The sequence below is a fragment of the Pantoea sp. SO10 genome (assembly GCF_005281435.1).
Taxonomy (GTDB): Bacteria; Pseudomonadota; Gammaproteobacteria; order Enterobacterales; family Enterobacteriaceae; genus Pantoea; species Pantoea leporis.
This window is the reverse complement of record NZ_CP040095.1, coordinates 1571661-1597367: the sequence shown is the minus strand read 5'-3', so window position 1 is coordinate 1597367 and position 25707 is coordinate 1571661. Positions and strand designations below refer to the sequence as shown.

At 58.5% G+C, this 25707-nt stretch carries 26 protein-coding genes and 3 tRNA genes; 3 read left to right on the top strand and 26 right to left on the bottom strand.

Features of this window, described 5'->3' with window-relative positions; genetic code table 11:
* Window positions 1-146 precede the first annotated feature (146 nt).
* From FCN45_RS07390 to FCN45_RS07280, 22 genes are all read right to left on the bottom strand, one after another.
* Window positions 147-2348 (bottom strand): TonB-dependent siderophore receptor, encoded by a 2202-nt coding sequence (locus FCN45_RS07390; protein ID WP_137385544.1) that lies wholly within the window; start codon window positions 2346-2348, stop codon window positions 147-149.
* 548 nt (window positions 2349-2896) lie between these two features.
* The gene (locus tag FCN45_RS07380) at window positions 2897-4132 is read right to left on the bottom strand and encodes a beta-ketoacyl-ACP synthase (RefSeq protein ID WP_210080538.1); all 1236 of its coding nucleotides are present in this window, start codon (window positions 4130-4132) and stop codon (window positions 2897-2899) included.
* Window positions 4129-4860 (bottom strand): 3-ketoacyl-ACP reductase FabG2, encoded by a 732-nt coding sequence (locus tag FCN45_RS07375; RefSeq protein WP_101760875.1) that lies wholly within the window; start codon window positions 4858-4860, stop codon window positions 4129-4131. The genes FCN45_RS07380 and FCN45_RS07375 overlap by 4 nt, the downstream gene beginning before the upstream one ends.
* A complete protein-coding gene (locus tag FCN45_RS07370; protein WP_101760876.1) occupies window positions 4857-5330 on the bottom strand; it encodes a 3-hydroxy-fatty acyl-ACP dehydratase in 474 nt (157 codons plus the stop codon). Before FCN45_RS07370 ends, FCN45_RS07375 begins: the two co-directional genes overlap by 4 nt.
* Complete coding sequence (locus tag FCN45_RS07365; protein ID WP_137385543.1) at window positions 5323-6486, bottom strand: beta-ketoacyl-[acyl-carrier-protein] synthase family protein; 1164 nt, start codon at window positions 6484-6486, stop codon at window positions 5323-5325. The genes FCN45_RS07370 and FCN45_RS07365 overlap by 8 nt, the downstream gene beginning before the upstream one ends.
* Window positions 6483-7055: a DUF3261 domain-containing protein gene (locus tag FCN45_RS07360; RefSeq protein ID WP_101760878.1), complete on the bottom strand. Its 573-nt coding sequence runs from the start codon at window positions 7053-7055 to the stop codon at window positions 6483-6485. Before FCN45_RS07360 ends, FCN45_RS07365 begins: the two co-directional genes overlap by 4 nt.
* Window positions 7052-9373 carry an MMPL family transporter gene (locus FCN45_RS07355; RefSeq protein ID WP_137385542.1) on the bottom strand — a complete coding sequence of 774 codons (2322 nt, stop codon included), beginning with the start codon at window positions 9371-9373 and terminating at the stop codon, window positions 7052-7054. The genes FCN45_RS07360 and FCN45_RS07355 overlap by 4 nt, the downstream gene beginning before the upstream one ends.
* Entirely contained in the window at window positions 9339-9947 is a 609-nt protein-coding gene (locus tag FCN45_RS07350; protein WP_370445552.1) for an outer membrane lipoprotein carrier protein LolA, read from the bottom strand. Before FCN45_RS07350 ends, FCN45_RS07355 begins: the two co-directional genes overlap by 35 nt.
* Window positions 9947-10363 carry a thioesterase family protein gene (locus FCN45_RS07345; RefSeq protein WP_101760881.1) on the bottom strand — a complete coding sequence of 139 codons (417 nt, stop codon included), beginning with the start codon at window positions 10361-10363 and terminating at the stop codon, window positions 9947-9949. Before FCN45_RS07345 ends, FCN45_RS07350 begins: the two co-directional genes overlap by 1 nt.
* Entirely contained in the window at window positions 10356-11993 is a 1638-nt protein-coding gene (locus tag FCN45_RS07340; protein WP_371419602.1) for a glycosyltransferase, read from the bottom strand. The genes FCN45_RS07345 and FCN45_RS07340 overlap by 8 nt, the downstream gene beginning before the upstream one ends.
* Window positions 11994-12043: 50 nt before the next feature.
* Entirely contained in the window at window positions 12044-12391 is a 348-nt protein-coding gene (locus FCN45_RS07335; RefSeq protein WP_137385540.1) for a beta-hydroxyacyl-ACP dehydratase, read from the bottom strand.
* Entirely contained in the window at window positions 12378-13706 is a 1329-nt protein-coding gene (locus tag FCN45_RS07330) for an AMP-binding protein (RefSeq protein ID WP_137385539.1), read from the bottom strand. Before FCN45_RS07330 ends, FCN45_RS07335 begins: the two co-directional genes overlap by 14 nt.
* Complete coding sequence (locus tag FCN45_RS07325; RefSeq protein ID WP_110865893.1) at window positions 13703-14257, bottom strand: hypothetical protein; 555 nt, start codon at window positions 14255-14257, stop codon at window positions 13703-13705. Before FCN45_RS07325 ends, FCN45_RS07330 begins: the two co-directional genes overlap by 4 nt.
* A 4-nt stretch (window positions 14258-14261) precedes the next feature.
* Window positions 14262-14516: an acyl carrier protein gene (locus FCN45_RS07320; protein WP_101760886.1), complete on the bottom strand. Its 255-nt coding sequence runs from the start codon at window positions 14514-14516 to the stop codon at window positions 14262-14264.
* A gap of 11 nt (window positions 14517-14527) precedes the next feature.
* A complete protein-coding gene (locus FCN45_RS07315) occupies window positions 14528-14785 on the bottom strand; it encodes a phosphopantetheine-binding protein (protein ID WP_007887282.1) in 258 nt (85 codons plus the stop codon).
* 3 nt (window positions 14786-14788) lie between these two features.
* Window positions 14789-15586 (bottom strand): 1-acyl-sn-glycerol-3-phosphate acyltransferase, encoded by a 798-nt coding sequence (locus FCN45_RS07310; RefSeq protein ID WP_110865892.1) that lies wholly within the window; start codon window positions 15584-15586, stop codon window positions 14789-14791.
* On the bottom strand, window positions 15576-16313 hold the full coding sequence (locus FCN45_RS07305) for a beta-ketoacyl synthase chain length factor (RefSeq protein ID WP_137385538.1): 738 nt from the start codon (window positions 16311-16313) through the stop codon (window positions 15576-15578). Before FCN45_RS07305 ends, FCN45_RS07310 begins: the two co-directional genes overlap by 11 nt.
* A 189-nt stretch (window positions 16314-16502) precedes the next feature.
* Complete coding sequence (locus FCN45_RS07300; RefSeq protein ID WP_167391170.1) at window positions 16503-16892, bottom strand: hypothetical protein; 390 nt, start codon at window positions 16890-16892, stop codon at window positions 16503-16505.
* A 234-nt stretch (window positions 16893-17126) separates the two neighbouring features.
* Window positions 17127-18497 carry an efflux transporter outer membrane subunit gene (locus FCN45_RS07295; RefSeq protein WP_137385537.1) on the bottom strand — a complete coding sequence of 457 codons (1371 nt, stop codon included), beginning with the start codon at window positions 18495-18497 and terminating at the stop codon, window positions 17127-17129.
* Window positions 18494-19585, bottom strand: a complete 1092-nt coding sequence (locus tag FCN45_RS07290) for an HlyD family secretion protein (protein WP_137385536.1) — start codon at window positions 19583-19585, stop codon at window positions 18494-18496. Before FCN45_RS07290 ends, FCN45_RS07295 begins: the two co-directional genes overlap by 4 nt.
* Complete coding sequence (locus tag FCN45_RS07285; protein WP_101760892.1) at window positions 19582-21249, bottom strand: MFS transporter; 1668 nt, start codon at window positions 21247-21249, stop codon at window positions 19582-19584. Before FCN45_RS07285 ends, FCN45_RS07290 begins: the two co-directional genes overlap by 4 nt.
* Before the next feature lie 2 nt (window positions 21250-21251).
* Window positions 21252-21683, bottom strand: a complete 432-nt coding sequence (locus FCN45_RS07280; RefSeq protein WP_101760893.1) for a MarR family winged helix-turn-helix transcriptional regulator — start codon at window positions 21681-21683, stop codon at window positions 21252-21254.
* 484 nt (window positions 21684-22167) lie between these two features.
* Here FCN45_RS07280 and FCN45_RS07275 point away from each other — a divergent pair, with 484 nt between their 5' ends.
* From FCN45_RS07275 to FCN45_RS23600, 3 genes are all read left to right on the top strand, one after another.
* Window positions 22168-22425, top strand: coding sequence for a biofilm/acid-resistance regulator YmgB/AriR (locus tag FCN45_RS07275; RefSeq protein ID WP_008102310.1), 258 nt, complete (start codon window positions 22168-22170; stop codon window positions 22423-22425).
* Window positions 22426-22577: 152 nt separating this feature from the next.
* Window positions 22578-24077: a SulP family inorganic anion transporter gene (locus FCN45_RS07270; RefSeq protein ID WP_137385535.1), complete on the top strand. Its 1500-nt coding sequence runs from the start codon at window positions 22578-22580 to the stop codon at window positions 24075-24077.
* A gap of 165 nt (window positions 24078-24242) precedes the next feature.
* A complete protein-coding gene (locus FCN45_RS23600; RefSeq protein ID WP_167391169.1) occupies window positions 24243-24413 on the top strand; it encodes a hypothetical protein in 171 nt (56 codons plus the stop codon).
* Between the two features lie 128 nt (window positions 24414-24541).
* Here the strand turns inward: FCN45_RS23600 and FCN45_RS07265 are convergent.
* The 4 genes from FCN45_RS07265 to pgsA all read right to left on the bottom strand — a co-directional run bounded on the left by FCN45_RS07265 (window position 24542) and on the right by pgsA (window position 25658).
* Window positions 24542-24627, bottom strand: a tRNA-Leu gene (locus FCN45_RS07265).
* An 11-nt stretch (window positions 24628-24638) separates the two neighbouring features.
* Window positions 24639-24712, bottom strand: a tRNA-Cys gene (locus tag FCN45_RS07260).
* A gap of 42 nt (window positions 24713-24754) precedes the next feature.
* A tRNA-Gly gene (locus FCN45_RS07255) sits at window positions 24755-24830 on the bottom strand.
* A 279-nt stretch (window positions 24831-25109) separates the two neighbouring features.
* The gene (gene pgsA, locus FCN45_RS07250) at window positions 25110-25658 is read right to left on the bottom strand and encodes a CDP-diacylglycerol--glycerol-3-phosphate 3-phosphatidyltransferase (protein WP_008102316.1); all 549 of its coding nucleotides are present in this window, start codon (window positions 25656-25658) and stop codon (window positions 25110-25112) included.
* Between the last annotated feature and the right edge of the window lie 49 nt (window positions 25659-25707).

Here is a 25707-nt window from a genome sequence, read left to right as displayed (position 1 = left end):
TGCAGGTGAACTCATGATGACTCAAAAATAAAGGCGAGTTTTCGCGCAGGATTGCCGCACAGAGTGTAATGCAATGCGCCCTAAGTTACAGGAAAATTTCTGGCGGAGAAATAATGGGGCGCAGGCGCGCCCCATTGGAGAGCAGATTAGAAATCGTAGCTGAGTGAAACCTTCACCGTGCGCGGTTCACCCTGCGACAAATAGGTGCCGCTGTCATCAACATTGGCCCAATATTTCTCATTGGTGACGTTATCCACGCCCACGCGCCACACCATATCGTTCTGGTTAACCTTCATGCGGTAACGCAGACCCAAATCCAGCGTGGTGTAATCATCCAGCTTCATGTTGTTTGCCAGGTCGGCATATTGCGAACCGGTGTAGTTCAGCAATGCCGTGGCGGTCAAACCGTCCACCGGCTTGATGTCATACTCCGCCCCCAGCGCCGCAGTGAAGCGCGGTACGCCGATGGCGTTTTTGCCATCCTGATCGCTGTCACCGGTTTTGGTCATATCCGGATCGATCCAGGTGGCGCTGCTGTTAAGACGCAGGCCCAGCACCGGCTCACCGAATACGTTCAACTCCACGCCACGGTTGCGCTGCTCGCCATTCAGCTGGTAGACCGAATTGTTCAGCACGCCAACCGGCTGTTTGATTTCAAACAGCGCCAGCGATCCGCCGACGCGACCAAAGTCCGCTTTGACACCCACTTCGTTCTGCTTTGCATGTACGATGCCGGTCACGCTACCGTAGTTGGTGGCGGTAAACGGCGCGGCGGTGCCTGGCGTCAGCGATTCGGTATGGTTGGCATACAGCGAGATATTTTGTGTGGCTTTATACAGCAAACCGTACGCCGGCAACCAACGGCTGCTGTCGAAACGTGTCGCGGTATCTTCAACGCCGTCATAACCGTAGTTACGCACCACCACTTTTTGATGACGCGCGCCGACGGTTGCCAGCAAGGTGTCATCAAAGAAGCCCAGCGTATCGCTCAGCAGGTAGCCTTGCGAACGTGAACGGTAAGTGGTCAGCGGATCGCTGAATTTAGCGCCACCGGCGAACACGCTATCCGGTTCAGCCACATCCTGCGGGTGATAAATATTTACGTTGGCATCGTTGCCCGACGACATGCGATAGCTGTTTTTCGCATTCGTGGTCATCGCCGAATAACCGAAATTCACTTTATGCGTCACCGGACCGGTGGTGAAATCACCACGCAGGCCAACCATGCCGCTCATGTTGTCCTGCACGCGATTGGTGCGGAAGCGACCAATGGTGGCGTTGCCGGCGCTGTCGAGGATCTTCGGAATGCCGTAGTTGCCCACTTCATGTGTGTGCTGCGCGCCGAGGCCCGCATAGGCGGTCCACTGATCGGTCAGATCGTATTCGGCTTTCGCCAGACCAAACTCCGACTCGATATCGCTGAACACCCACTTCTGGCTGTAGTTTTTCGCGTTGGACGGCACATCGGGAATGAAATCGATGCCGCTGATGTTGACGCCGTTACGCGCATCGTGGAAGGTCTTTTTCTGGTAGCCAACGTCGAGCGACGTACGCAGACGATCGCCACGATAATCCAGGCCGAGTGACGCAGCGGTGGTGCGTTTTTTCTCGCCATCTACCTCGGTGCCGCCTTCGCGGTTAACCGCATTCAGACGCACGCCAAACTGATTATCGTCGCCAAAACGACGACCAATATCGGCGGTGCCGCCCACCTGGGAACCGGACGTGTAATCCACCCCGATGCGCGTCAGCGGCGTATCATCAGCGTGCTTCGGCTCGAGGTTAATCATGCCGCCGACGCCGCTCTCCGCCGAACCGTTCAGCAAGGCGTTAGCCCCTTTGAAGATCTCCACGCGATCAATCAGCAAGGCATCCATCACCTGACGCGGCACGATACCCGCCAGGCCGCCGTAGGTCATGGCATCGCCGTCCAGCTTGAAGCCACGAATGCGATAGCTCTCGGCAAAGTTGCCGTAGCCTTTCAGATTCTGCACGCCAGCATCGTTGCGCACCACGTCACCGATTGTTTGCGCCTGCTGATCCTGAATCATTTTCGAGGTAAAACCAATGACGTTAAACGGCACGTCCATGGCGTTTTGCTCACCCAGCATGCCAAGGCGGCCGCCGTGTGCAACCTGGCCATCGAGGAAAGCCGGTACCAGATCGTTGCCGCCTGGTTTGAAATCGGTTTGCGGTGTCGCGGTCACGGTCAGCGTCTGCTGCTCGTTTTTCGCGTCAGTGGAGGTTGTGGTGTTGGTGGTAGCAGCCATCACTGGCAAACAACCGGCGCTGACCATTACGGCCAACAGCGTCGGTTTCAGTCCGGGATTGAAAGGCATAGCGCGCATGGGATCCCCTAATGCAAACGAAGTGATAATCATTATTATTGCGGTTTGCGATTATGCGCAGTCGTAGTGCGAAAGCAAGAAAAATCCCACTTTTTGCGTTCATATCATGGAGGAGTGGTGCAATGGGTACCCTGCCCGGTCTTGTAAGGTCGCCATTCATTCATGGCGACCAATGCTTATCACTGAAGAAAGGGTTTTGCTTTGACTAGGTAGCGGGCTCTGACTCATCTGCTGCGTCACGGGCCGTCCTCGCGCCTCTGGCAACTGTGCCCTTTTCAACAACATGTACCGAAGCTTACGAGCAGGCCGTGTGCGCTTTTGGTCAGGCAATCCGCAGCGCTGAACGAAGCGAGGATGCCAGGAGAGCCCGCAGGACGCGGGCGAAAGGCGGAGCCGGGACAAGGAAGTCCCGTCTCCGCCGGTCCGTCAGGCAAACGAGCGAAGTGAAGGTACCGCGTAAGCGGCGCGAGGACCGCCGGACCAAGAGCGCATCCGGCATGCGTTCGTCGCGGACTTAACTAACAAGCGCCATTCATGGCGACCTGCTATCAGCCTTCGCGCCAGCGTTTAAACACCAGCGAAGTGTTAATCCCGCCAAAGGCAAAGTTATTGGATTGGATGTAATCTGTCTCAATCTGGCGCGCTTCACCGATGATGTAATCAAGTTCACCGCATTCAGCGGCCGGTTGCGACAAATTCAACGTCGGCGCAAACCAGCCTTCACGCATCATCTCAATGCTCATCCAGGCTTCCAGCGCCCCGCACGCGCCCAGCGTATGGCCAAAGTAGCTTTTTAGCGAAGAGATTGGCGTGCTGTTGCCATAAATCGCTGCGGTGGCCTGACTCTCGGCGATATCGCCGCGATCGGTGGCGGTGCCGTGGGCATTGATATAGCCAATCTGCTCCGCCGTGACACCGGCGGTTTTCAGCGCGCGCTCGATACAAATCTGCATGGTTTCACGCTGCGGCTGGGTGATATGCGCGGCATCGCAGTTGGTGTGGAAACCCACCAGCTCGGCATAAATGGTGGCTCCGCGCGCCTGCGCATGTTCCAGCGATTCGAGGATCAAGGTGCCTGCACCTTCGCCAATCACTAATCCGTCGCGCTGCTGGTCGAACGGCGCGGGCGACGTGTGCGGCGCGTCGTTACGCTGGCTGGTGGCGAACAGCGTGTCAAACACCGCCGCTTCGGATGGACACAGCTCTTCCGCCCCACCCGCCACCATCACGGTTTGATAACCGTGACGAATCGCTTCCCACGCATAGCCGATCGCCTGGCTGCCCGACGTACAGGCGCTGGACGTCGGGATTACCCGGCCGCGCAGGCCAAAGAACAGGCCCGCGTTAACGGCGGTGGTGTGCGGCATCATCTGCACGTAAGTGGTGCCGGTAATGTTGTTGGTGTGCTTTTCCGTGAGCATAGTGGCGAATTCACTCACCGGTCCGGTGCTGCCGGTGGAGGAGCCATAAGCAATGCCGGTTTCACCGCTGGTCAGCACCGGATGATCGATCAAACCGGCCTGCTCCAGCGCGAGTTCGGTGGCGCGCGTCGCCATCAGTGAGACGCGCCCCATCGAACGAATGCGTTTGCGCGTGTAATGTGCTGGCGGCGTAAAATTATCCACCGGCGCGCCGAGCAGCGTGTGCAAGCCGTCGTACACTTGCCATTCCGGCATATGGCGCACCGCATTTTTGCCCTGTTTGATCCGCTCAGCCACCGCGCTCCAACGCTCACCAAAAGCGGTCACGCCGCCCATGCCGGTTACCACTACGCGCTGAATCACAGCATACCTCCATTGATTGAAATCACCTGACGCGTGACGTAGCCCGCGATGTCCGACATTAAGTAGCTGGCCAGTCCGGCGACTTCATCCGCCGCGCCCATGCGCTTCATTGGGATCAGCTTCATCGCCTCGTCAATCACCAGCGGCTCAAGATCGGTCATACCGGTATCAATCAAGCCGGGTGCGATGCAGTTAACGGTAATTTTGCGTTTCGCCAGCTCAATCGCCAGCGCTTTGGTGGCACCGATAATGCCGGCTTTGGCCGCACTGTAGTTGACCTGGCCGCGATTGCCCATGATCCCCGATACCGAGGAGAGCGTAATAATACGTCCGCCCTTGCGCAGGCCAATCATCGGCATCACGCACGGATGAATCACGTTGTAGAAGCTGTCGAGATTGGTGTGGATCACGCTGTCCCACTCGTCATCGGTCAGGGCCGGGAACGCCGCATCGCGCGTGATGCCCGCATTGCTCACCACGCCGTAGTAGGCGCCGTGTGCGGCGATATCCTGTTCCAGTGCGCTGCGTGTGACATCGCGCTGCGCCACGTCAAACTGCAAGGTGCGCCCACATCCGCCTGCCGCCTCAATCTCAGCCAGCGTCTGCGCGGCACCGGCGCTGTCGCGGTGATAATGCACCACTATCTCAAAGCCATCCTGCGCCAGACGCAGTGCGATGGCGCGGCCAATACCTTTACTTGCGCCGGTCACTAAAACGCTGCGTGTCATGGCTGAACTCCTTGTTGCAATTGAATTAACTCGTGTTCATTGGGCTGATAGGTATTCAGCCGCCCGCTGGCAATGATCGCCTCGCCGCAGCGGATCTCCCCTTCAAAGCTGCCCAATCGGTCGTCACGCATCAGCAGGCGCATCTCAACGCGCAGCGTGCTGTTGGCGGCGAAAGCGGCGCTACTGGCACGATAACCGCGTCCGCCAAGCAGCATGCCGGGACGAATCTCATCGCCGCCGCGCTGACGCGCATGAAAGCCCGACCAGACGCCAACGGTCTGCGCCATGATTTCCACGCCGTACCACGCCGGTAAATCGCCCTGTGCGGTGAGAAAAGGGGCCAGCACGCCCGTCGCGTTGATACTGACTTCGCAGATCACGCTGTCGTCGCTAACCTGGATGACGCGATCCAGCAGCAGCATCGGTGCACGATGCGGCAGATAGGCATCGACCGGCAGAAAATCACTCATGAGGCTTTCCTACAATCAGGCAGGTATTGTTCCCGCCAAAAGCAAACGAATTTGAGGCAATCACCGGGCGCGCCAAAAGCTGCGGCGTGGTGATCAAACCGCACGCCGGCAGCGAGGTATCGCGTGCCGCCAACGAGAAATCCTGCGGCGGCAGCGGCAGCTGCTGCTGCTGCTGCAGAATCAGTGCGGCTAAAGCCGCTTCGGTCGCGCCCGCCGCGCCCAGCGTGTGGCCGGTCAGGTGTTTGGTTGAACTGCACGGCACGCGTTCACCAAACAGGCGATGAATCACCGCAGATTCCACCTGATCGTTCAGCGGCGTGGCGGTACCGTGCAGGTTGATGTAACCAACATCCTGCGGCTGTAAACCCGCCTGTTGCAGCGCCATCAGCATAGCGCGCTCAGCGCCGACGCCTTCAGGATGCGGTGCCGACATGTGCCACGCGTCCGACGATTCACCGCAGCCGAGCAGCGCCAGCGGATGCTTTTCGCGCGTCAGCAGCAGCAGCGCGGCAGCTTCACCAATCGAAATGCCGTCGCGATCGGCGCTAAACGGCGCGCAGTGACGTTCAGAAAGCGAATCCAGGCTGGCGAAGCCGTTAATCGGCATGCGACTCAGCGAATCCGCGCCGCCCACCAGCGCCACGTCCGCTAAACCAGCATCAATCAAACGTTGGCCGCTGATTATGGCGCGCGCACTGGATGAGCAGGCAGTCGAAATGGTGTAAGCCGGACCGTCCAGCGCTAAAAAATGCGCCAGGAAGCGTGATGGATCGCCAAGCTCCTGCATGCGGTAATCGTAGCCCGACAAGGCGTCATCCACCTGACGATCGCCTTCATCCACGCCGGAGGTGCTGGTGCCAAGCACAATCGCCACGCGATCGCGCCCATATTGCGCGATGGCCGCATCCACTACCGGGCGTATCTGCGCCAGCGCGGCCAGCAGCAGCTGATTGTTGCGGGTGTTATGCGCCGCCAGCGCAACAGGAATCAGCGGCAATGCGCCCTGCACTTCACCCAGCCAGCAGCGTTTGCCGTCTTGCAGCCAGCCGTCGCGCGGTTGCATGCCGGGCGCGTGGCCCGCTTGCAACTGCGCGGCGATGTGCACCAGGTTATTGCCCAGCGCATTCACCATGCCAAAGGCGGAGATGTAAATCATGATGAGGCATCCAGATGTTGGATTTGAATCTGATAACCAAACGCACGTTGATCGATGCTGATCGGCTCACGCAACTCGCCGCGCTGCAGATAGCGAATCAGCGTCACCACCTTGCCAGCGGGATCGCGCAGCTCGCGGCGATCGTCGATGTCGGTCAGCGTCCAGCCGCGCGGCAACTGCGGCTGCCACGCGCTGATCGGCCAGTGGCTCAGCATCACATCCGCCAACACCTGACTGGCGGGCGGCATTTCCGGCAGCGCCATCATCTGCTGCGTGTGAATGCCGTTTTTATCATAGGTGACGCGGAACAGGCGAATGCCAAGCGATGACAAACCGGCGAGGCTCAGCTGCTGTGAATCCGCGCTCAGCAGCACCAGCAGCGACTGGGTTTTGCCTTTGGCGTGGCCGGTCAGCAACTGCTGCTGCTGAAACGCGGGCGAGATGCCCGGCGCCGGCAGCGTGACGCGCACGCCCGGTTTCAGCCACGCGGTTGGCCGGTTGAGGTCGCTCTGATGCTGCGCGCAGCCGCTTACCAGCAGGCTTAACAGCAGCAAAATGCCCATTTTCATCGTTGCTTCCTTTTCCCCGGAGCCAGCGCCAGCGGCGCCAGCAAGAATGCACAAAAAATCCCGCTGCACAGCACGGTACCAAAACCACTGATGGCGGCGGTGCTGCTGAATACCAGCATACCGAGCGTTAACAGTGTGGTCATCATCGCCAGCGTCACCGCCAGCATGGAGGTTAACGGCGTGCCGCGCGGATTGCTGAAGAACAGCGTGTAGTTGATGCCGATGCCCAGCACCAGAATCAGCGCCAGCAAGGCAAACAGATTGAGGCTCGCGCCGATCCAGCCCAGCGTCGCCAGCGCCGCCGCCAGCGACAGCCACGACGGCAGCGCGCTGCGCATCCCGGCTTTCACGCCCAGTCGTAGCATATAGCTGCCGGTAATCAGCAATAATGCCAACGCCAGCAATCCGCTCAGCAGCGTGCGCCAGAAGCGGAACAGTTCATCATAGCTGGCCTTGCGATCAACCCAACTGACACCCGCCTGCTGGGATGCCAGCTGCTGCAACGCGGCGCTGTTTTTAACGCCGCCGATCGGCACCAGCACGCTGCTGCGTCCGTCCGGCAGCGACAGCCACAGCAGCCGCCAGCCTTCACTCAGCGGGCTCGCCAGCCAGTCGGCGGCGGTCACCGGCATGGCGCTGAGATTAGCATTCGCTACAGTAATGCCCGCCTGCTTCAATCGATCCAGAATGGTTGGTGCAGCCTGCTGTAGCAGCGCTACATCCTGCTGCTGCTGCGCCAGCGAACTGAGCGGCAGCACGCGATAACTTTTGAACCAGCCTTGCTGCTGCGCCTGTTGCAGCTTGGGTGCCAGCGCGCTCAGCCGTTGCAGTGCTTGCTGTTCATCATCGCCCCACACCACAAACCAGGTTTGATCGGCCTGCTGACCGGTGAGTTGCGCCAGCTGACGATCCTGCGCTAACAGCTGCGCCGGGGCGCTTTGCAGATGGGCAATATCATCATCGACCTTGAGTTGTAGCATGCCGCTCAGCGCATAGATCGCCACCAGCGCCGGTAAGCCGCGCTTCAGCCCGTTATTGCGCCGCCACGCGGCCAGCCAGCGCGCCAGCCATACCATCGCCGGAATCGGCCGCACCGGTAAACCGCGTACCAGCCACGGATAAAAACAGATCACCGTCAGGCAGGAAGCACTTAATCCGCTGGCGGCAAATACCGCCAGCTGGCGCAAGCCGGGGAACGGTGCCAGCAGCATCAACAGCCAGGCAATCGCCGTGGTGCCGAGCGCCAGCAACAGCGTGCCGCGCACCTTATGCAAACTTTGCCACGGCGTGGCTTGCTCGCCGTGCACCATGCGTTCCGTCAGATAGTAGAGCGTATAATCGGCCGAAATACCGACAATGCTGAGGCTCATCACTAAGGTGGTGAGATGCAGCTCACCAAAACAGAGCAACGTCAGCACCGTGCCCGCCATCGCGCCCATCGCCACCGACAATGCGCACAGCGCCAGCGGCCGCAACGAACGGAAAACTAGCCACACCAGCAGCAACAATCCCGCTAACGTTGCGCTGCCGAGGGTTTCGACATCCTGCTGCGCGCGCTGGCTGGCATCGTCGCTAAACAGCACCGTGCCACGCGTCAGCAGTTGCGCATCCGGCCAGCGGGTTTTCAGCTGTTGCTCCAGCTGATTGAGCGCGGTCACCAGCTGATGACTCTCTTTGATACTGAAAGCATTGCTCGCCAGCTCGCCGTGCAGGAAATACCAGCGGCGCTGCTGCGCATCCTTGACCGTCAGCCAGCCGTTATGCAGCAGCATTTTATTGGCGTTCTGCTGCATCGCCAGCTGTGCGCCGCGCACCAGCAGCAGCGGATCGTGGCCGATCTCTTGGCTGCCGACGCCCGCGAAAGCCGAGAACAGCTGCGCCAGAATCCAGTCGGCCTGCGCGTCACCGCCGTTCTGCAAGCGCGCGCGCGTGACCGGATCGATCAAGCCGTTGCGATGTTGAAACGCATAGGCGCCCCAGCGCTGCATCTGATCGTCATCCAGCGCGCCGCTCACCTGTTTCAGCATCGGCAAGGCTTGCAGCTGCGCTTGCCACCAGGCCGCAACCGCATCGCCGTGGTGATCGTTGGCGCTCACCAGCCACACCAGCTGACGATCGAGGCGCTGCATAAAGCCGTGCTGGATCTCCGCTGGTGCCTGGCCGAGGTTTTGCTGCGGCAATAACGCCAGCACGCTGCTATTCAGCTGGCTGCGCGGCAGCAAAACCGCCAGCGCCACCGCTAACGTCAGGCACACCGCCAGCCACAGCAGCGCAACGATTTTTTCACTGCGCTGGGGCAAAACGGGCTCGCTCTTCATCGGTTAACTGTTTCGGTTCGGTGCGGGTCGCGCTAAGGGTGATCTCGGTTTTATCGCCCTGCTTATCATCCAGCGTGATGCGATTAAGAAACGCCTCGCCTTGCAGATCGATACGGTTAAAGATCTTATTCAGCGGCGCGGCTTTCGGCGTCAAACCAAGTTGCCAGCGGTTGTTGCCCAGATCGTGGAAATCGAGCGCAAAATTCTCACGCAGCACCTTTTCATCTGCCTGGAATAGCGCGCGCAACAGATGGTTAAACTGGAACATCTGCGGATTGCTGTCGGCGGTGATCACCTGCGGCGGCTGGCCGCTCATGCTCTGCACCATGCGCTTATCATCAAGGATCAGCATCAGTGGGAACGGCGTGGCTTGCTGCCACCACAAACCCTGCTGCTGGGCGATCAGCAGCTGACCGCGTGACACCAGCGGCTGCGCCATCCCGGCAATGGTGCGCACCTGAACAAAATTGGCGCGGATCACCGGTTGGCTGGCAAAGCGCTGTTGCAACTGCTCGAGCGTGACCGCGCTGGCGTTGGCGCAGATCACCAGCAGCAGCAGACAAAGGGTTCTGATCACGGTTTCACTCCCAGGCGTTCAAACAGAATATCGGGCGAGACAAAACACATCTCCTGGGTCGCTGCATTGACCGCCACCTGCAGCGTGTGGGCTTTGGTGGTCACCTGCCCCGCCGCGTTGCGGATCACATAATCAATGCGTAAACGGTTTTCGTATTCGCTGATACTGGCGACGACGCGCACCACCTCTTCGCAGCGCAGCGGCTGGCGGTATTTCACATGGGTATCGACCACCGGCCAGACGTAGCCGCTGGCGGCCATTTCGCCGTAGCTGTAATTGACGCTGCGCAGCAAGGCTTCGCGCGCCACTTCAAAAAAGCGGAAATAGTTGCCGTGCCACACCACGCCCATCGGATCGCAGTCGTGAAACGACACGGTAATGTCCACCTCAGCGCGGTAGTTGCTTTCACTCATCGCGGCTTTTCTCCTCGGGCAACGTCCAGAAATCGTAAAAGTTAAACCAATCCAGCGGCGCTATCAGCGCGTGCTGTTGTAACCGTTCGGCGTAGCGATCGACGGTGGCCTGTAACGCCTGCTGGCGCTGGGCGCGCGGCAGCGAGAGCGGATCGGCAAAGGCTTCGCAGTGCACCCGCAATCGCCCCTGTTCGCGCAGGGCGAACATCAGCAGCACTGGACAGCGCAACGCCGCCGCCAGCACAAACGGTCCCTGGGGAAACGGTGCAGGATGGCCCATAAATTCACTCCACACCACGCGACGCTCGCCGCCGCGCTGGCGATGCACGGCGGTACGATCGCCAACAATCGCCACCCATTCACCGGCATCGAGTTTTTGCTGCAGCAGAATGGCGGTGTCCGGACCGATATCGGTAACCGGCAGCAGATTGACGCCCGCCTGCGGTGCAATGCTCTCCAGCACCTCGCGGAAGCGTTGCGCATTGTCAGTAAACACCAGCGCATTAATCACCAATCCGCTGACCTGTTTGGCCATCGCGCGGCAGGCTTCGATATCACCGAGATGCGAGGCCAGAATCAGATGGCCTTTGCCCTCGGCGGCGCGAATGGTGGCTTCCGCACCTGGCGCGAAATCAATGTCGCGTCCCCATTGCAGATCGCCGCGCCAGCTGGCGACTTTATCCAGCATGCTGTAGCCGAAACGCAGAAAGTGACGATAGCTGCTGAGCGGCGCAGGCAGCGCGATGTTCTGCCGCTGCGCCATCGCCCGCACTCGCGTCAGCCACTGCTGCGAGGCGGCGCGCGCGGTGCGTCCGGTTAGCCAGTAAACCGCCACCACCGGCCACAGCAGCAAGATGAAAGGCAAGCGTCCGGCGCGGCGATAGAGCCACAGCATAAAGCGCAAACCGCTCTGCCCGCGTCGTTCCGGCGTTGCAGACCAGTGTTGCGCATCACTACGCTGACGCAGTAACTGCGGGATGCGTGGCAACATGCCGAAGAACAGCCGCGTGTGCATCCATGAGATGCGCAGGTTGTCACGCAGCGCATCAAAGTGCGATACGCCGCTGGCCGGATAGGTCACGCGCGTGGTGATAAAACGGCTCGGCGTGCCCTGCCAATAGAGGCGCACCATGATTTCGGTGTCGAAATCCATGCGCTGACCAATTGGATGGCGATCGCACAACGCCAGCGATGGCGCGAGCGGATAGACGCGGAAGCCGCACATGCTGTCTTTCAGCGAGAACGACAGCGTTTCCACCCACACCCAGAAATGGGTGATGTAGCGGCCATAGAGGCGCGATTTGGGAATCGAGGCGTCGTAAAGCGGCTGACCGGAGATCAGACAGTGCGGATAACGCTGCGCTTCGGCCAGCATACGCGGCGTGTCTTCCACCTGATGCTGACCATCGGCATCGAGTTGCAGCGCGTGGCTGTAACCCGCCGCCGCCGCCGCGCGCATCCCGGCAATCACCGCCGCGCCTTTACCCTGATTGTGGGGTAGCGTCAGTACCCGCAACTGCGGTGCCTCCAGCGCCGCAATCTGCTGTTTGGTGGTGGCATCGCTGCCGTCATCCACCAGAATCACTGGCAAGTTGAACGCTGCCAGCCGCGCCAGCACCGACGCCAGCATCGCGCCGTGGTTATAGCAGGGAATCAGCACACAAGGCGTGAAGTGAGAACTCAACACAGGCGGATCTTCCCGCTGCTGGCCACCGTCGCCACGTCACCGTTGATCAGGCTGTAGCTGAAACTGAGCAGCGATTTTTCTGCCTGCCACTGCAACTGTAATGCCAGCTCGGCATCCGGCGGCACCGGCTGCTGGAACTTGATATTGTCAATCGCGGCGAAAGATTTACCGATGGCTAAACGCGTCAGGCCGTAATGCAGCGCCCAGTCGAGCTGCGCCACGCCGGGCAGAATTGGCAGCGTCGGGAAATGGCCGCGAAACCAAAAGAGATCGGCAACAACGTGCAGGCGCAATATCAGTGCATCGCCCTGCTGTTCGGCATGCAGTTCAACCGGCAGCATCAAATAACTCCTCAATTTGTGGCCAGGCGCGTTTACTTTGTGCGGTGACAGGAATCGACGTCACCACACGCCAATAGCGCGGAATCGCCACCGGCTCCAGCCAGGGTTGCAGGGCGCGTTTCCACTCAATTTTTAGCTGATGCAGCGTCGCCGCATCCAGCATCTCAGGCAGCGCCAGCACCACGCCAATCGCGTGACGACCGTGACGCTGAATCGCCAGCGCGGCGGCATCTTCCACGCCGGGCAACGCCAGCAGGCGGCGTTCAATTTCACTCAGCGACACGCGTTTATCTTCGATCTTCACCACGCGATCCTGACGTCCCGCCAGCTGAAACTGGCCGGACGGCTGCTGCACGATACGATCGTCGAGCGCGCAACCGGCGTCGGTTTCCAGCAAGGCGGAAAATACCCGCCAGCGTCCGGCGTCCTGCTCACGCAAGGTGATCTGCGGGAAACAGTGCCACAGCGTGTTCTCCTCACGTGCAGAGCGCCAGCCAATCACGCCGGTTTCGGTGCTGCCATAGATTTCATCAACCGTACAGCTCAGCGCCTGTTGCGCATGCTGCGCCGCCGTCCACGGCAACGCGCCACCGGCGGACACGATCAGTTCGCAGCGCGGCCCGGCCAATGCAGGATCGAGACGCCGCAGAAACGCTGGGCTGCTGATAAACGCGTAGCGACGATCGGGTGAATGATCGGCCAGCTGTTCACTGTAGAAAATTTGCTGCGCGGCAAAGGGTAAACCCAACGCCATCGGCAGCACGATGCGAAAACTCAGGCCATACAGATGTTGATGGCTGACGGAGGCAATCACATGGCAATCACGTAAGCGTGCGCCCCACAAGCTGGAGAGCCAGCGGGCTTCAAGATCCAGCGCGCGCAGCGATTTCACTACGCGACGCGGCGTGCCGGTCGAACCAGAGGTGAACAACACCAGCGTGGCGTCGGCGGCGATTGGCGGTAACGCACCGCTCGCCAGTGCGTCGTCCCAGCGCAGTTGCGGCAGCGCGACTGCCAGCGGCATATCACTGATCACGCCATCCAGGCTGTCGGCCATCTCTTCCAGCTGGGCCGCGCGACAGTGTCCGGGGATCACCGGCGTTTTACCGGCGTGCCACAGCGCCAGCAGCGCGGCGGTAAACGCATAGCTGTTATCAAAGCACAGCGCCCAATATTGGCCGGGCTGGTTTTGCAGCCGATCGGCCAGCGCCCGTACCTGCTGACGCAAGGTATGCAGCGTATGTTGCTGTTGGCCGTGCCAGGCCACCATGCGATCCGGCGCGCTGAACCAGTCGCGGAGGCTATGTAAGTTCATGCCTGTTTCCTTATGCGCTGACGCAGCAGCCATTCGCCGCCCATCAGCGTGCCCATCAACAGATAGCTGATGCACCCATTCCAGAGTGTCCAGAGCGTGACATCATTGAGCAGGCAGGTGAGCAGCGCCACGCTGCCGTTGAAGATGAAAAAGCCGCACCACACTTGCGTCACGCGGCGGGTATAACGCACCGCGCGCGGTGGCAGATCCGGTTCGCGCAGCCGTGCCAGCCGCTCTACCAGCGGCATGGGGCTCCACAGCGACGCGCCAAACAGCAGCAGCATCGATGCATTGACCACCAGCGGATACCACAGCAGCAGATGTTGCGATCGCAGCAGCAGGCTGGCGAGGCATAACGCGCTGCCCACCAGCGCCAGCAGTAGCATCACACGCGCCATCGGCCCGGCGGCGCGGCGCAGCGTCCAGACGCGCAGCACAAACAGCAGCGCCAGCAGGCCCGTCACGCCGCGCCACTGTGGCTGGGTGAGGGTTAACCACACCAGAAACGGCCACGCCAGCAGCGCCGCTCCGTTTAGCAGCCGCAGCAGCATGCGATCAGGCTTCGTCGCGCATCAGTTGATCGACGGCATCCACCACATCCTGCACGGTACGCACCGCGCGGAAGGTTTCCGGTTTGATCTTACGGCCAGTACGCTTTTGCAGATGCACCACCATATCGACCGCATCGATGCTATCCAGCTCGAGGTCTTCATACAGGCGGGCGTCCGGACGAATATCATCCGGCTCAATTTCAAACAGCGAGGTGAGCAGCGAAGCCACTTCCTGGTAAATTTCGTTTTTGTTCATCATGTTGACTGCTCTCAGGCTTGCTGTTGTTCAACAAACGCGGCCAGTGTAGCCACGGAAAAAAAGTGCGCGCGCAGCGTTTCACTCTCGGCGGAGAGCTGTACGCCGAAGCGATTTTTCACCGCCAGTCCCAGCTCCAGCGCATCGATTGAATCGAGGCCCAGCCCCTCGCCAAACAGCGGTGCGTCGGTTTCGATGTCGTCAGGGCTGATATCTTCCAGATTCAGCGTGTCGATAATCATCTGTTTGATGTCGTTAATCAGTACTTGCATAACTTAGTTGGTCTCTTCAGGCACCAGCGCCTGTTGCAGATGACGCGTCAGACGACGTGCGGCCAGCGGCTGCGAATCCTCTTCGGCCTCACTAAAGGCGTGGCTGGCAATACGCGATTGTACGCGTACAGTAAAAATCGGTTTAACCAGCGGAATCTGATACCAGCGGCTTTGCTTATCGAGCATGCGCTCGGTGCAGCTGATGTGCACCACACGCAAATCGCAGCCCGCGCGCACCGCAATGTTGGCGGCACCGCGCTGCAGCTTCAGCGGCTCGCCATAACGTGTGCGCGTGCCTTCCGGGAAAATCAGAATGGTATCGCCGCGCGCCAGTCGCTGCTGGCTGTCTGGCAGCAGCGTATCGGCTTCGCTGTTAATCAGGTAATCGGCGGCGCGAATCACGCCACGGAAGAAAATGTTGTGCTGCAGCTCGGCTTTCACCAGGCAATCCATCTCCGGCAGCACCGACGCGATCATCACGTAATCGATCAGTGACGGATGGTTGGCGACGATCAGGCAGCCGCGATCCTGACGCAGCTGTTCTGCGCCGATGATCTGGTAATCGTAAACCCCGACAAAGCGGCAGAAACGCAGGAAGCAGCGGAAGCTCCAGGCGATGCTGCTGCGGGCGATATGGCGACGGCGCAGGCCATCACGCTGCACCAGTAACAGCAGATTGAACCAAATCAGCGACAGTAGCAGGCCGCCCACGCTGAACAGCGTGAAGCTGACGGCGGTCATCACCAGCCGCCAGTAATAGTTGAAACCGGGACGCGCCTCGGTTAGCGAATTATCCACCATGCAGACGCTCCCAGTGCCACTGATGGCGCTCGCCGGCCACGCTAAAACGTGGCGTGTTGTGCAGCATCGCCGCCAGAAATTGCAGACTTTGCGGCAGAGGGTTGTGCAGCTCAGCGGGTTTGCCGGCCTGCGCTTCGCAACGCCATGCCTCGCCTGCGCGTAGCAGCAGCGCTACCGCGTACGGCGCATTAAAGCGATCGATTTCCGGTAGCCATGGACGGTAGTAATCCGGCACCACGCCGTCAAAATCCACCAGCAGCACCTGCGCGTAACCCGCCTGATGCAGCGCCGCCACTTCTATCAATCCTTGCTGGAAGCTATCAATACCGGCCGAAACCGAGGATGAAACCAACGGCTGACGCGCGGCGATGGTCAAACTGCCCACCGCTGAGTTGTGAACCGACATGGCGAAATCGGTGGGCGACAGCGCTTGCTGTTCCGCCAGCGCGGTGAGAATGCGCAGATTACGCTCCAGTTCGCCGTGGCGACTGGTGAAGACGATGGCGTCCACGCTGTGCCGCGCCAATAACGCCAGCCCGCACTCAACCGCAGCACGGCTGCCGGCGCTGAGACGACGCGCGGTCATCATCGGCAAAAATTGGGGTTTCGCGATAGGTTGCGTGGCATCTAACGCCGGTGCCTGTTGCGCCCAACGTTGCCACTCTTCTGCGGTGCTGTTGCCCGGCGCGATGGCGTGCCAGTCAACAAGGGAGTAAGCGAGTTTCATACCTGTATTCTTTCTTCAGCCTCAGGGATGGTCCGGTTTTCGCTGCGCGGCATCCCTTCCTTGCTCTCTATACCCGTCATCCCATGCGGATGTCGCCGATTAACAAGGCGGGCACGTGGCCCGCCTGTTTCTATTTCGGCAGCGTTACGGCTAACTTTACAACATTATGTCAGCAATCACGCTTCGCGCTTATTTAGCGGCTTCAACCGCCAGTCGCGTCTGGATGCCCTGGCTCAGGTTCTGAATCCAGCGGTTATAGTTGCGGTGAATCTGACCGCTGCCTGCTTTCAGATTCTGGCTGCTGACATACTGGATTTGATAACTGTTCGCGGTGTAGTTCACGCGAATATCTGCGGTATGTCCGCGCTCGGCCAGGTGACCATTCATCACGCCTGGACCCGCTGGCGTCATCACCCAATGGTTAGCGGCGCCCGCCTGGACGATAGCTTGCTTCATTTGCTCATCCGAGTAGCTCTGACCCACGGTCTGGCTAACATTCTGGATCGGCGCGGTACGCGGCGCACAGCCGGTTAACAGGACCGCAGTAACTAACAACGCAAAACCGATTTTTTTATTCATCATTTCCTTTTCTTCCCCTGTCTTTGCATGCCGCTTAAGTGAGCGACCGCGCTGGTAAACTTACCAACACTGTTCCGTTCAGACTGTGTAAAGCGGGCGGATAATAACATTATTTGTAAAGACAAGTAAAAAGAAGCATGAATGACTTTAGAATCGTTTACTGCCGATTTAAAACCAGACGCAGGCCGTTTTACGGCGGAATTTCTACCGAAAAATGGCCTTGCGACATGATGTTTAACCCTGCCAGCCGCCGCCGAGCGAACGATATAGATCGATTTGCGCTAACAGCAGCGTATTTTTTACTGACACGATATTTAGCTGAGTGCTGAACAGCGTGCGCTGGGCGTCCAGCTCATCCAGATAAGAGGCGTAACCATTTTGGTAACGGTTGTGGGCAATGCGATACGCTTCCGCCACATAACTCTCCTGTTTCTGCAACTCCGCCAGCTGCTCTTCGCTACGGCGAATGGCATCCAGCGCGTTATCCACGTCGGAGAAGGCGTTACGCACCACTTTTTCATAACCGTACAGCGCCTGATTACGCGTCGCCATCGCCACATCCACCTGAGCAGTCAGCGCTTCGCGATTCAACAGCGGAGCCAGAATGCTGCCGCCAATGCTCCACAGACGGAACGGATTATCCAGCAGCTGATGCAGTTCGCTGCTTTGCAAGGTGCCGCTGGCGGTGAGATTGAGCGACGGCAACAGTTTGGCCTGGGTTGAAGCCAGTGACGCGTCGGCGGCCAGCAGCTGGCGCTGCGCCTGCACAATATCGGGACGGCGATTCAGCAGCTGTGAAGGCAGCAGCGATGGCAAGGTTTGCGGCTTGATGTGGTCGAACTGGCTGCTGCGCGCAATTTGGCGCGGGTTCATGCCCACCAGCACGCTAAGCGCGTTCTCCTGCTGCTCGATCTGATGCTGCAACTGCGGGATCTGCGCTTTGGCGGTTTGATATTCCGAGGCGGCCTGCATCCATTCAAGGCGCGAGGTGTAGCCGGTTTCAAACTGGCGCTGCGCCAGGTTGAGCGAGTTTTTGCGCGTCGCCAGCGTTGCCTGGGTTACGCGCAGCTGTTCATCCAGCGCACACAAGCTGAGGTAGCCCGATGCCACCGAACTGGCGACAGTGAGCTCAGCGGCAGAAGCGGCGGCACGCTGCGCATCCAGCGAAGCTTCTGCGGCGCGAATGCTGTTGCTGCGGCTGCCCCATAAATCCACCTCGTAGTTGGCCTGCAGCAATCCCTGAAACACCGCGTTTTCATACGGCTGACCGGTGGCCGCCGACAGCGCACGCTGATGCGTAGCCGCCACGCCCGCCGACAGCGTTGGGAAATTATCGCCCTGCGCGGCACGCAACTCGGCACGGTATTGATCCACGCGCGAACGCGCGGTGAGGACATCGCTGTTGTGCTGCAACGCCTGCGTGACAAGGCGATTGAGATTGGCATCGCCGAAGTTCTGCCACCATTGCGCCTCCGGCAGCGCATGCGGGCCCACCTGCTGACGCCAGCTCTCAGGAATCGGCAACGATGAGGGCGCTTTTTCCACTTGCGTTGCACAGCCGCTCACCATCAATGCCACACAGGTGGCTAACAATAAGCGCCTCATGGCGCATCCTTGTGCGGCTCTGCGGCGGTATCAATGCTCACTTCCACTGACATGCCCGGACGCAGTGCTTGCAGATCGTCATTCAAAATTTTGATGCGCACCGGAATGCGCTGGGCAATTTTCACAAAGTTGCCGGTGGCGTTATCCGGCGAGATAGCACTGAATTCGGATCCGGCGGCAGGCGAAATAAATTCGACGCGGCCATCGTAGTGCTTACCGTCCAGCGCATCGACGCGGATGTTCACCGGCAAGCCAGGACGTACGCGCGCCAGCTGGGTTTCTTTGAAATTCGCGATAATCCATTTGTTTTCTGGCACCACCGATGTCAAACGCGTGCCGGCGGTCACATAGCTGCCTTTGCGCACCGACAGCTGACCGAGCTGGCCGCTGTCTGGCGCGATGATGCGCGTATTTGCCAGGTCGATATTTGCCAACTCCAGCGCCGCCTGCGCACTGGCAACATCGCCCTGCAGTGACGCGCGATTCACCACCACAGTTTGCAGATTCTGTTGTGAAACGGCCACCTGCGCATCCGCCTGACGCAACTGTGCCTGCGCCTGGGCATTCGCTGCGCGCGCGGCGTCGCGCTCACGTACCGACAGCGAGCCATCAGCTGCCAGATTCTCAACGCGCTTGAGATCGAGGCTGCTTTTCAGCGCCTGCGCTTTGGCATTTTCCAGCGCCGCTTTATTGCTGAGAATGTTGGCTTCGGCACTTTTACGTTGCTGCTGGTTGTTGCTCTGCGCGGCGATTTTCATATCCAGCTGCGCCTGCGCCTGATGCACACGCTGACGATAGATACGATCGTCGATGGTCATCAGCAGTTGGCCTTTGGTCACTGGCTGCAAATCCACCACGTTCACTTCAGTCAGATAGCCATTCACCTGCGGGCTGATAAAGGTTACCTGGCCACGCACGTAGGCGTTTTCCGTGGACTGAACGGTGCTGGTGAACGGCCACAGCTGCCAGGCATAGAGGATCACCAGCACGCCGACGATGACAATGCCGCTGCCAGCGGCGATAGAAAGAATGCGTCGACGGTTGGTGCGCTCGCGCTCCGCCGCCTGAATGTCGTCCTGTTGGCTCATGAATTCTCCGTCGGGGTTACTGGTTGTGCCGCATTCATTTTAGTCTGACGCCAGTTGATATAGCGTAAGCGCGTCAGGCGATACAGCACCCAGATTAAGGTGATGAAAGCCAGCGCGGCGGTAAGAAGATAAGTATCGTTATAGGCCAGCACGTTGGCTTGCAGCGTCGCCACCGTTTGCAGCTGGCTGCTGCTTTGCGCGCTGAGCAGCACGCTATCCGGCAACTGGCTGCTAAACAGCGAGCTGTACTGGCTAAGGCGTTCGGTCACGTTGGGATCCAGCTGCGACAGCTGATCGCCCAGCAGGCTGGAGTGGTATTTTTCGCGCCACGTCTGGAACGTGCCGAGAATGGCCGCGCCAATCAGGCCGCCTAAGTTCTGGCTCATGCCGAACAGCACCGAGAAGCTGACCAGGTTTTTCGGTTGCGTCACCACGCCGCCAATCCCCAGCAGCATAGCGGGCCCGAGGAAGAAGGCGCTGCCGAAACCGAGCAGAAACTGGCTAAAGTAGAGATTGTGGGCGCGCGTCAGCGGGTTGGATTGCGCATCCATCAGCGAGGCGACGATCATCACCACTAACGACACGACAATTGGCCAGCTCAGATGCGTGGGTTTGATGGTTAGTGCGCTGGCGATCATGCCGCAAATCACCCCGGCAATGATCGCTAACGCCAGACCGCGCATCTGATCGTTGAGTAAGCCAAGCTGCTGCAGGAAACCCACCGCGCCGGTGTTTTGCTCGGCCAGCAGAATACGCATCATGATCATCACAATGCCCAGCCGCACAATCGTGCCGTTGCTGAGCCAGCGGGTATTCAGCAACGGATTCTTACGGTTGTGCTCGACGACAATCGCCGCCACGATCAACACCAGCGCCAGCGCTAATGCCACACCGAGCCACGGCGTGCTGAACCACCATTCGATGCGGCCCAGCGACAGCACCGCGCACAGCAGCGCCATGCCCGGCGCCATCAGCATAAAGGTGAGGAAATCCATCTTTTCAAAGGCTTTGATGCGGTCGCCGGGCGGCAGTTTCACCACCAGCACGCAGCCCAGCGAGATCATCGCCAGACCGAGTTCAAACAGGTATAAACCGCGCCACTCTTGCAGCTGCAGCAGTTCAGTGGAGAACAATCGTGCCAGCGGAATCGCCAGCTGTGATGCGGTGATGCCAATCACCAGGGCTTTAAGCCGATGCTTCGCCGGCCAGGCCTGAATCTGGTAATAGATGCCGAGCGAACTGAGCGCCGCGCCGACCATGCCGTGCGCGGTGCGGACAATGATCGCCGAGCTGAGATCGTTAGCCAGCAGGTGAAAAAATGCCACGATCACATACAGCACCAGAAACGCTTCGGTGAACAGCCGCAGACCAAACTGCTGGCGGAACTTCACCAGCAGCAGGTTGATGGAGATGTTGCCCATCACATATACCGCGGGCAGCCAGGCGATCTCATTGCTGTAAGCGCCGAAGGTGCCTTGCAGATTGGTGAGGTTGGCAGAGACCAGCGCGTTACTCAGCGCGCCGGTAATCGAAATCAATAAGCCAATGATGCCAAACGCGATGCGCTTCGAAGGCGAATGCAGCGGCGTTGAGGGCGAGCCCGGCAGCATCGGCTTCTCATGCGGCAGCCATTCGCGCGGAGCATAAGGATTACGTTTTGCCACCGTTAAACGCTTCCCAGACGCGCGAGCAGCTGTTGCAGCACCTGTTCCGTTATCGCCAGCGATGCAGGATCGATATCCGCCAGCAACTGTGCACGTAGCGCATCGGCCTGCGTTTTCACTTCGGCAAAAGCCACGCTGCCCTGTTCCGTCAGAATCAGCAGGCGTTTGCGGCGATCTTCCGGCGGCTGCACGCGCGCCAATAGCTGCTGCTTCACCAGACGATCCACCAGCGGCACGACGCTGGCCTCTTCCAGACCAAGCAACTGCGCCAGCGCTTTTTGTGTTGGCGGCTCGGCGGCGGTGGCAACGCTGGCAATCGCCATCCAGCTGCTCATGCTCAATCCGCTCTCTTTGAGGCGACGATCGACAGCCAAACGCCACGCGTGCGCGGTGAGATGCAGCAAACGAGAAAAGGGTTGGGGATAGTCGCTCAAAACGTAGTGGCCTAATGGTTAGGTATCTAACTAAACGGGAGCGTTATTATAAGGTAAGCCGCTCGCCAATGAAAATTTTGCTTACACCTGCAAACGTAGTTGGCAGGACAAAAAATCTCCAGCTTTCCTTATCAGTTGTACAACTCACCGAAAATTTGGCGGTTTGGGCCTATTCTTGTATAGCTTTTAGAAAACATTACAAATCATAAATAACTGTTAAATAAGGACTAGCACAAATTGCTTAAAATCAAGGTTGTACAAGTTGTGCCGGATTGTATAAGTTTACGTCCCGTGAGCCAGCTGACGGCTCCGTAACGAATGATGCACTTTGCGTCGCCTCTGAAGGTGTTGTGGATTTCCACCTTCAGAGGTGTCTTTTTGCGTTGGTTGATGAGTTGGGTGTTGCGCGCCTGTCCGCGTGCAAATTTTTTCATCATGGAGCTGAAGGCACATTGCCATCAGGCCGATCTTAAGGGCTTCACATATGCAAAACGCCGCAAACAGTAGCGCTGCCATCGCTGACTATTTCAAACTGGCCGGTAACAGCGACAGCAGTGAAATGGAAGTTTTCGGGCAGATCATCGCCGAAATCCTGCAAGCCGGTATGCCGGTTTCTAATAAAGCGATTATTGCTTCACTGATTAACCGTCTTGAGATGGAAAGCGATGTGATTCAGCTGGATATTTATCGCCATCTGCTTGAATTGGTTGTGAATAAAACACCTGACGATCTCGCGGTCTAAAGCCGGATTCCAGGGATGGAATCACCCTCACCTGCCCCAACGCGCTAGCGTCTCACCTTATTGCCCGGTAACATCCCCTTTCGGAAAATCCTGACTGGTTACTGCCGTACCGCGACGGTATGCGCACAATAATAAAAGAGCCTGCACAATCTATGAGTCAACCAACTGAGCGCACCACTGCGGTGGAGAGCGATATCACTGTGGGCCGCGTTTTACGTTCGCCTGTCCTGCTAACCCGCGAGTGTCTGGCCGGCATTATTACCGCGCTGGCGCTGATCCCGGAAGTTATCTCCTTCTCCGTGATTGCCGGTGTCGATCCTAAAGTCAGCCTTGTGGCCTCGGTGGTGCTGTGCCTGACGCTGTCGATTCTGGGCGGTCGTCCGGCGATGGTCACCGCAGCGGCCGGTTCGGTGGCGCTAGTGATCGGCCCAATGGTGCATGCGCACGGCGTTGAATACATCCTGCCGGCGGTGATTATGGGCGGCATTATCCAGATTATCTTTGGGCTCGCTGGGTTGTCGCGCATGATGCGCTATATCCCACGTTCGGTGATGATCGGCTTCGTTAACGCCCTCGGCATCCTGATCTTCTTTGCGCAGGTCCCGCACGTTTGGGGACAATCCGCGTTGGTGTGGGTGCTGTTCGCCGTTACGCTGGCCATCGTGCTGCTGCTGCCGAAAGTGCTGAAAAGCGTCCCTTCACCGCTGGTGGCGATTGTGGTGGTGACGGCGGTGGCGTTGCTGCTTGGCTATCGCGTACCGAACGTGGGCGATGAAGGGCCAATGACCGCCGGTCTGCCAGGCTTCACGACGCTGCTGGTGCCAATCAATCTGCACACGCTGCAAATCATCTGGCCCACCGCCTTGAGCATCGCCTTTGTGGGTTTGATGGAATCGTTGCTGACCGCCAAACTGGTGGATGACATTACCGATACGCCTTCCGCTAAACGTCGCGAATCCTGGGCGCTCGGCGTCGGCAATATTCTTGCGGGCTTCTATGGCGGCATCGCCGGTTGCGCGATGATTGGCCAAACCATCGTTAACGTCGAGCTGGGCAAAGCACGTACGCGTGTTTCTACGGTCGCGGCGGGTATCGTGCTGCTGTTATTAGTGACCGGACTGAGCCAGATTATGGCGCAGATCCCGATGGTAGTACTGGCGGGCATTATGATGGTGGTAGCGGTGAAAACCGTGAACTGGCACAGCCTGCAGCCGGCAACGCTGAAACGCATGCCGTGGTCGGAAACCTTTGTAATGGTGCTGACGGTGGCGGTCACCGTGTGGACCGGCAATCTGGCGATTGGCGTGCTGGTTGGTGTGATTCTGGCGATGATGCTGTTCGCACGCCGCATCGCTCACGTCATTCACGCTGAACGCCAGCTGAGCGACGATGGCCAACAGGTCAATTACACCGTGCGCGGCCCGCTGTTCTTCGGTAGCAGCAATGATTTGTTTGAACACTTCAACTACGGCCACGATCCAAAAACTGTCACCATTGATTTAACCCATGCGCAGATTTGGGACGCTTCCAGCGTGGCGGCCCTTGATGCTATCGAATATCGCTATCAGCGCCGTGGAGCGAACGTCACCTTTATCGGGCTGGATAACCGCAGCAGCGATTTCCGCGAGCGGCTGAGTGGCAATCTGGGATAGAAATATTAGGATTGAGACGAAAAACGCCGGAAATACGGCGTTTTTTATGGTTACTGCCGCGCTTCGCTTGCGAAATTTGCTGTCACTGACTTTGCTTAGCTCATGGTCAATCCTTTGATCTCTTTGGGATTGGTTACTCAATCGCTTAATTATAAGGAGCAGCAGATGAACGTTTTAGCAAAAGCAGCATTGGTGACGTTAACCTTGGTATCGCTGGCGGGTTGTATGCACAAGAGTGATGCGGTCGGCAACGATGGGCGCCCACATGCGCCAAGTAACCAACCGGTGCCGGGTGCCAGCGAAGGTGCAGGTCCGGTGGGACAACCGCAATCGTAATGACTTGCCCGGCTTAGCCGGGTTTTTTATTGGCGATGAGGTAAGGACAAAAACAAAAAAACCGCCCTTAGGCGGTTACGACATTACTGCTTATTGCTTTATTTTATTCGTTTTATCGACTGCAAATATGGTGCCCGGGGCGGGACTTGAACCCGCACAGCCATAAGCCGAGGGATTTTAAATCCCTTGTGTCTACCGATTTCACCACCCGGGCAGGGTGTAAATTGGAGGCGCGTCCCGGAGTCGAACCGAGGTAGACGGATTTGCAATCCGTTGCATGGCCACTCTGCCAACGCGCCTTTAATCTGATATGTAATCCGTTGAATACGAACCACTAAATTTGGAGCGGGAAACGAGACTCGAACTCGCGACCCCGACCTTGGCAAGGTCGTGCTCTACCAACTGAGCTATTCCCGCATAACCATCGTATTTGAGTTTGCCACTGCGTTGGCTGCCTTCACTCACCCAGGTCACTTACCAATGTAAGCTCCCAGGGATTCGTTCAGTTGCCGCCTTGTCGCCTTGTCGCCAACTCAACTACTCGGTTCTGGTATTTCTTCATCGAACTTGCTGATTTTGTTCAGCTTCTTGCAGGCTTGCTGCCGTTCGATGCGATGCATTCTACTTATCTGACGCAGTGAGTCAACAGAATTATCCACACACTGCGTCCGTTTGCTGCTTTTTAAATCGCATCGATCAGCTATCGAGCAAATCGCCGCGCGCTGCGCTTAAATACTGGAACATTGACCAGAACGTCAGTACGGCTGCGATGTACAGTGCGACCACACCCACGCCAACCACCGTGGCTTCTGGACGCCACAGCAGGGCAAACAGCGAGAACATCTGCGCGGTGGTTTTCACCTTGCCGATCCACGACACCGCCACGCTGCTGCGTTTGCCGATCTCCGCCATCCACTCACGCAGCGCAGAGATAATGATTTCACGCGCGATCATCGTTGCCGCAGGCAGCGTAATCCACCACGCGTGGAAATGCTCCGCCACCAGCACCAGCGCAATCGCCACCAGCACTTTATCCGCAACCGGATCGAGGAACGCGCCAAAACGCGTGGTCTGCTTCCAGCGACGCGCTAAAAAACCATCAAACCAGTCAGTAACCGCAGCAATCACAAAGATCAGTGCAGTAGCAAAGGGAGCCCATTGAAATGGCAGATAAAACGCCAGGACAAAAAAGGGAATAAGTACGACTCGAAACAGGGTAAGACACGTCGGAATGTTAAATTGCATATGCCAGTAACTGTCTGGTGTGAGTAGGGTTTCATGTATGTTGCTACAT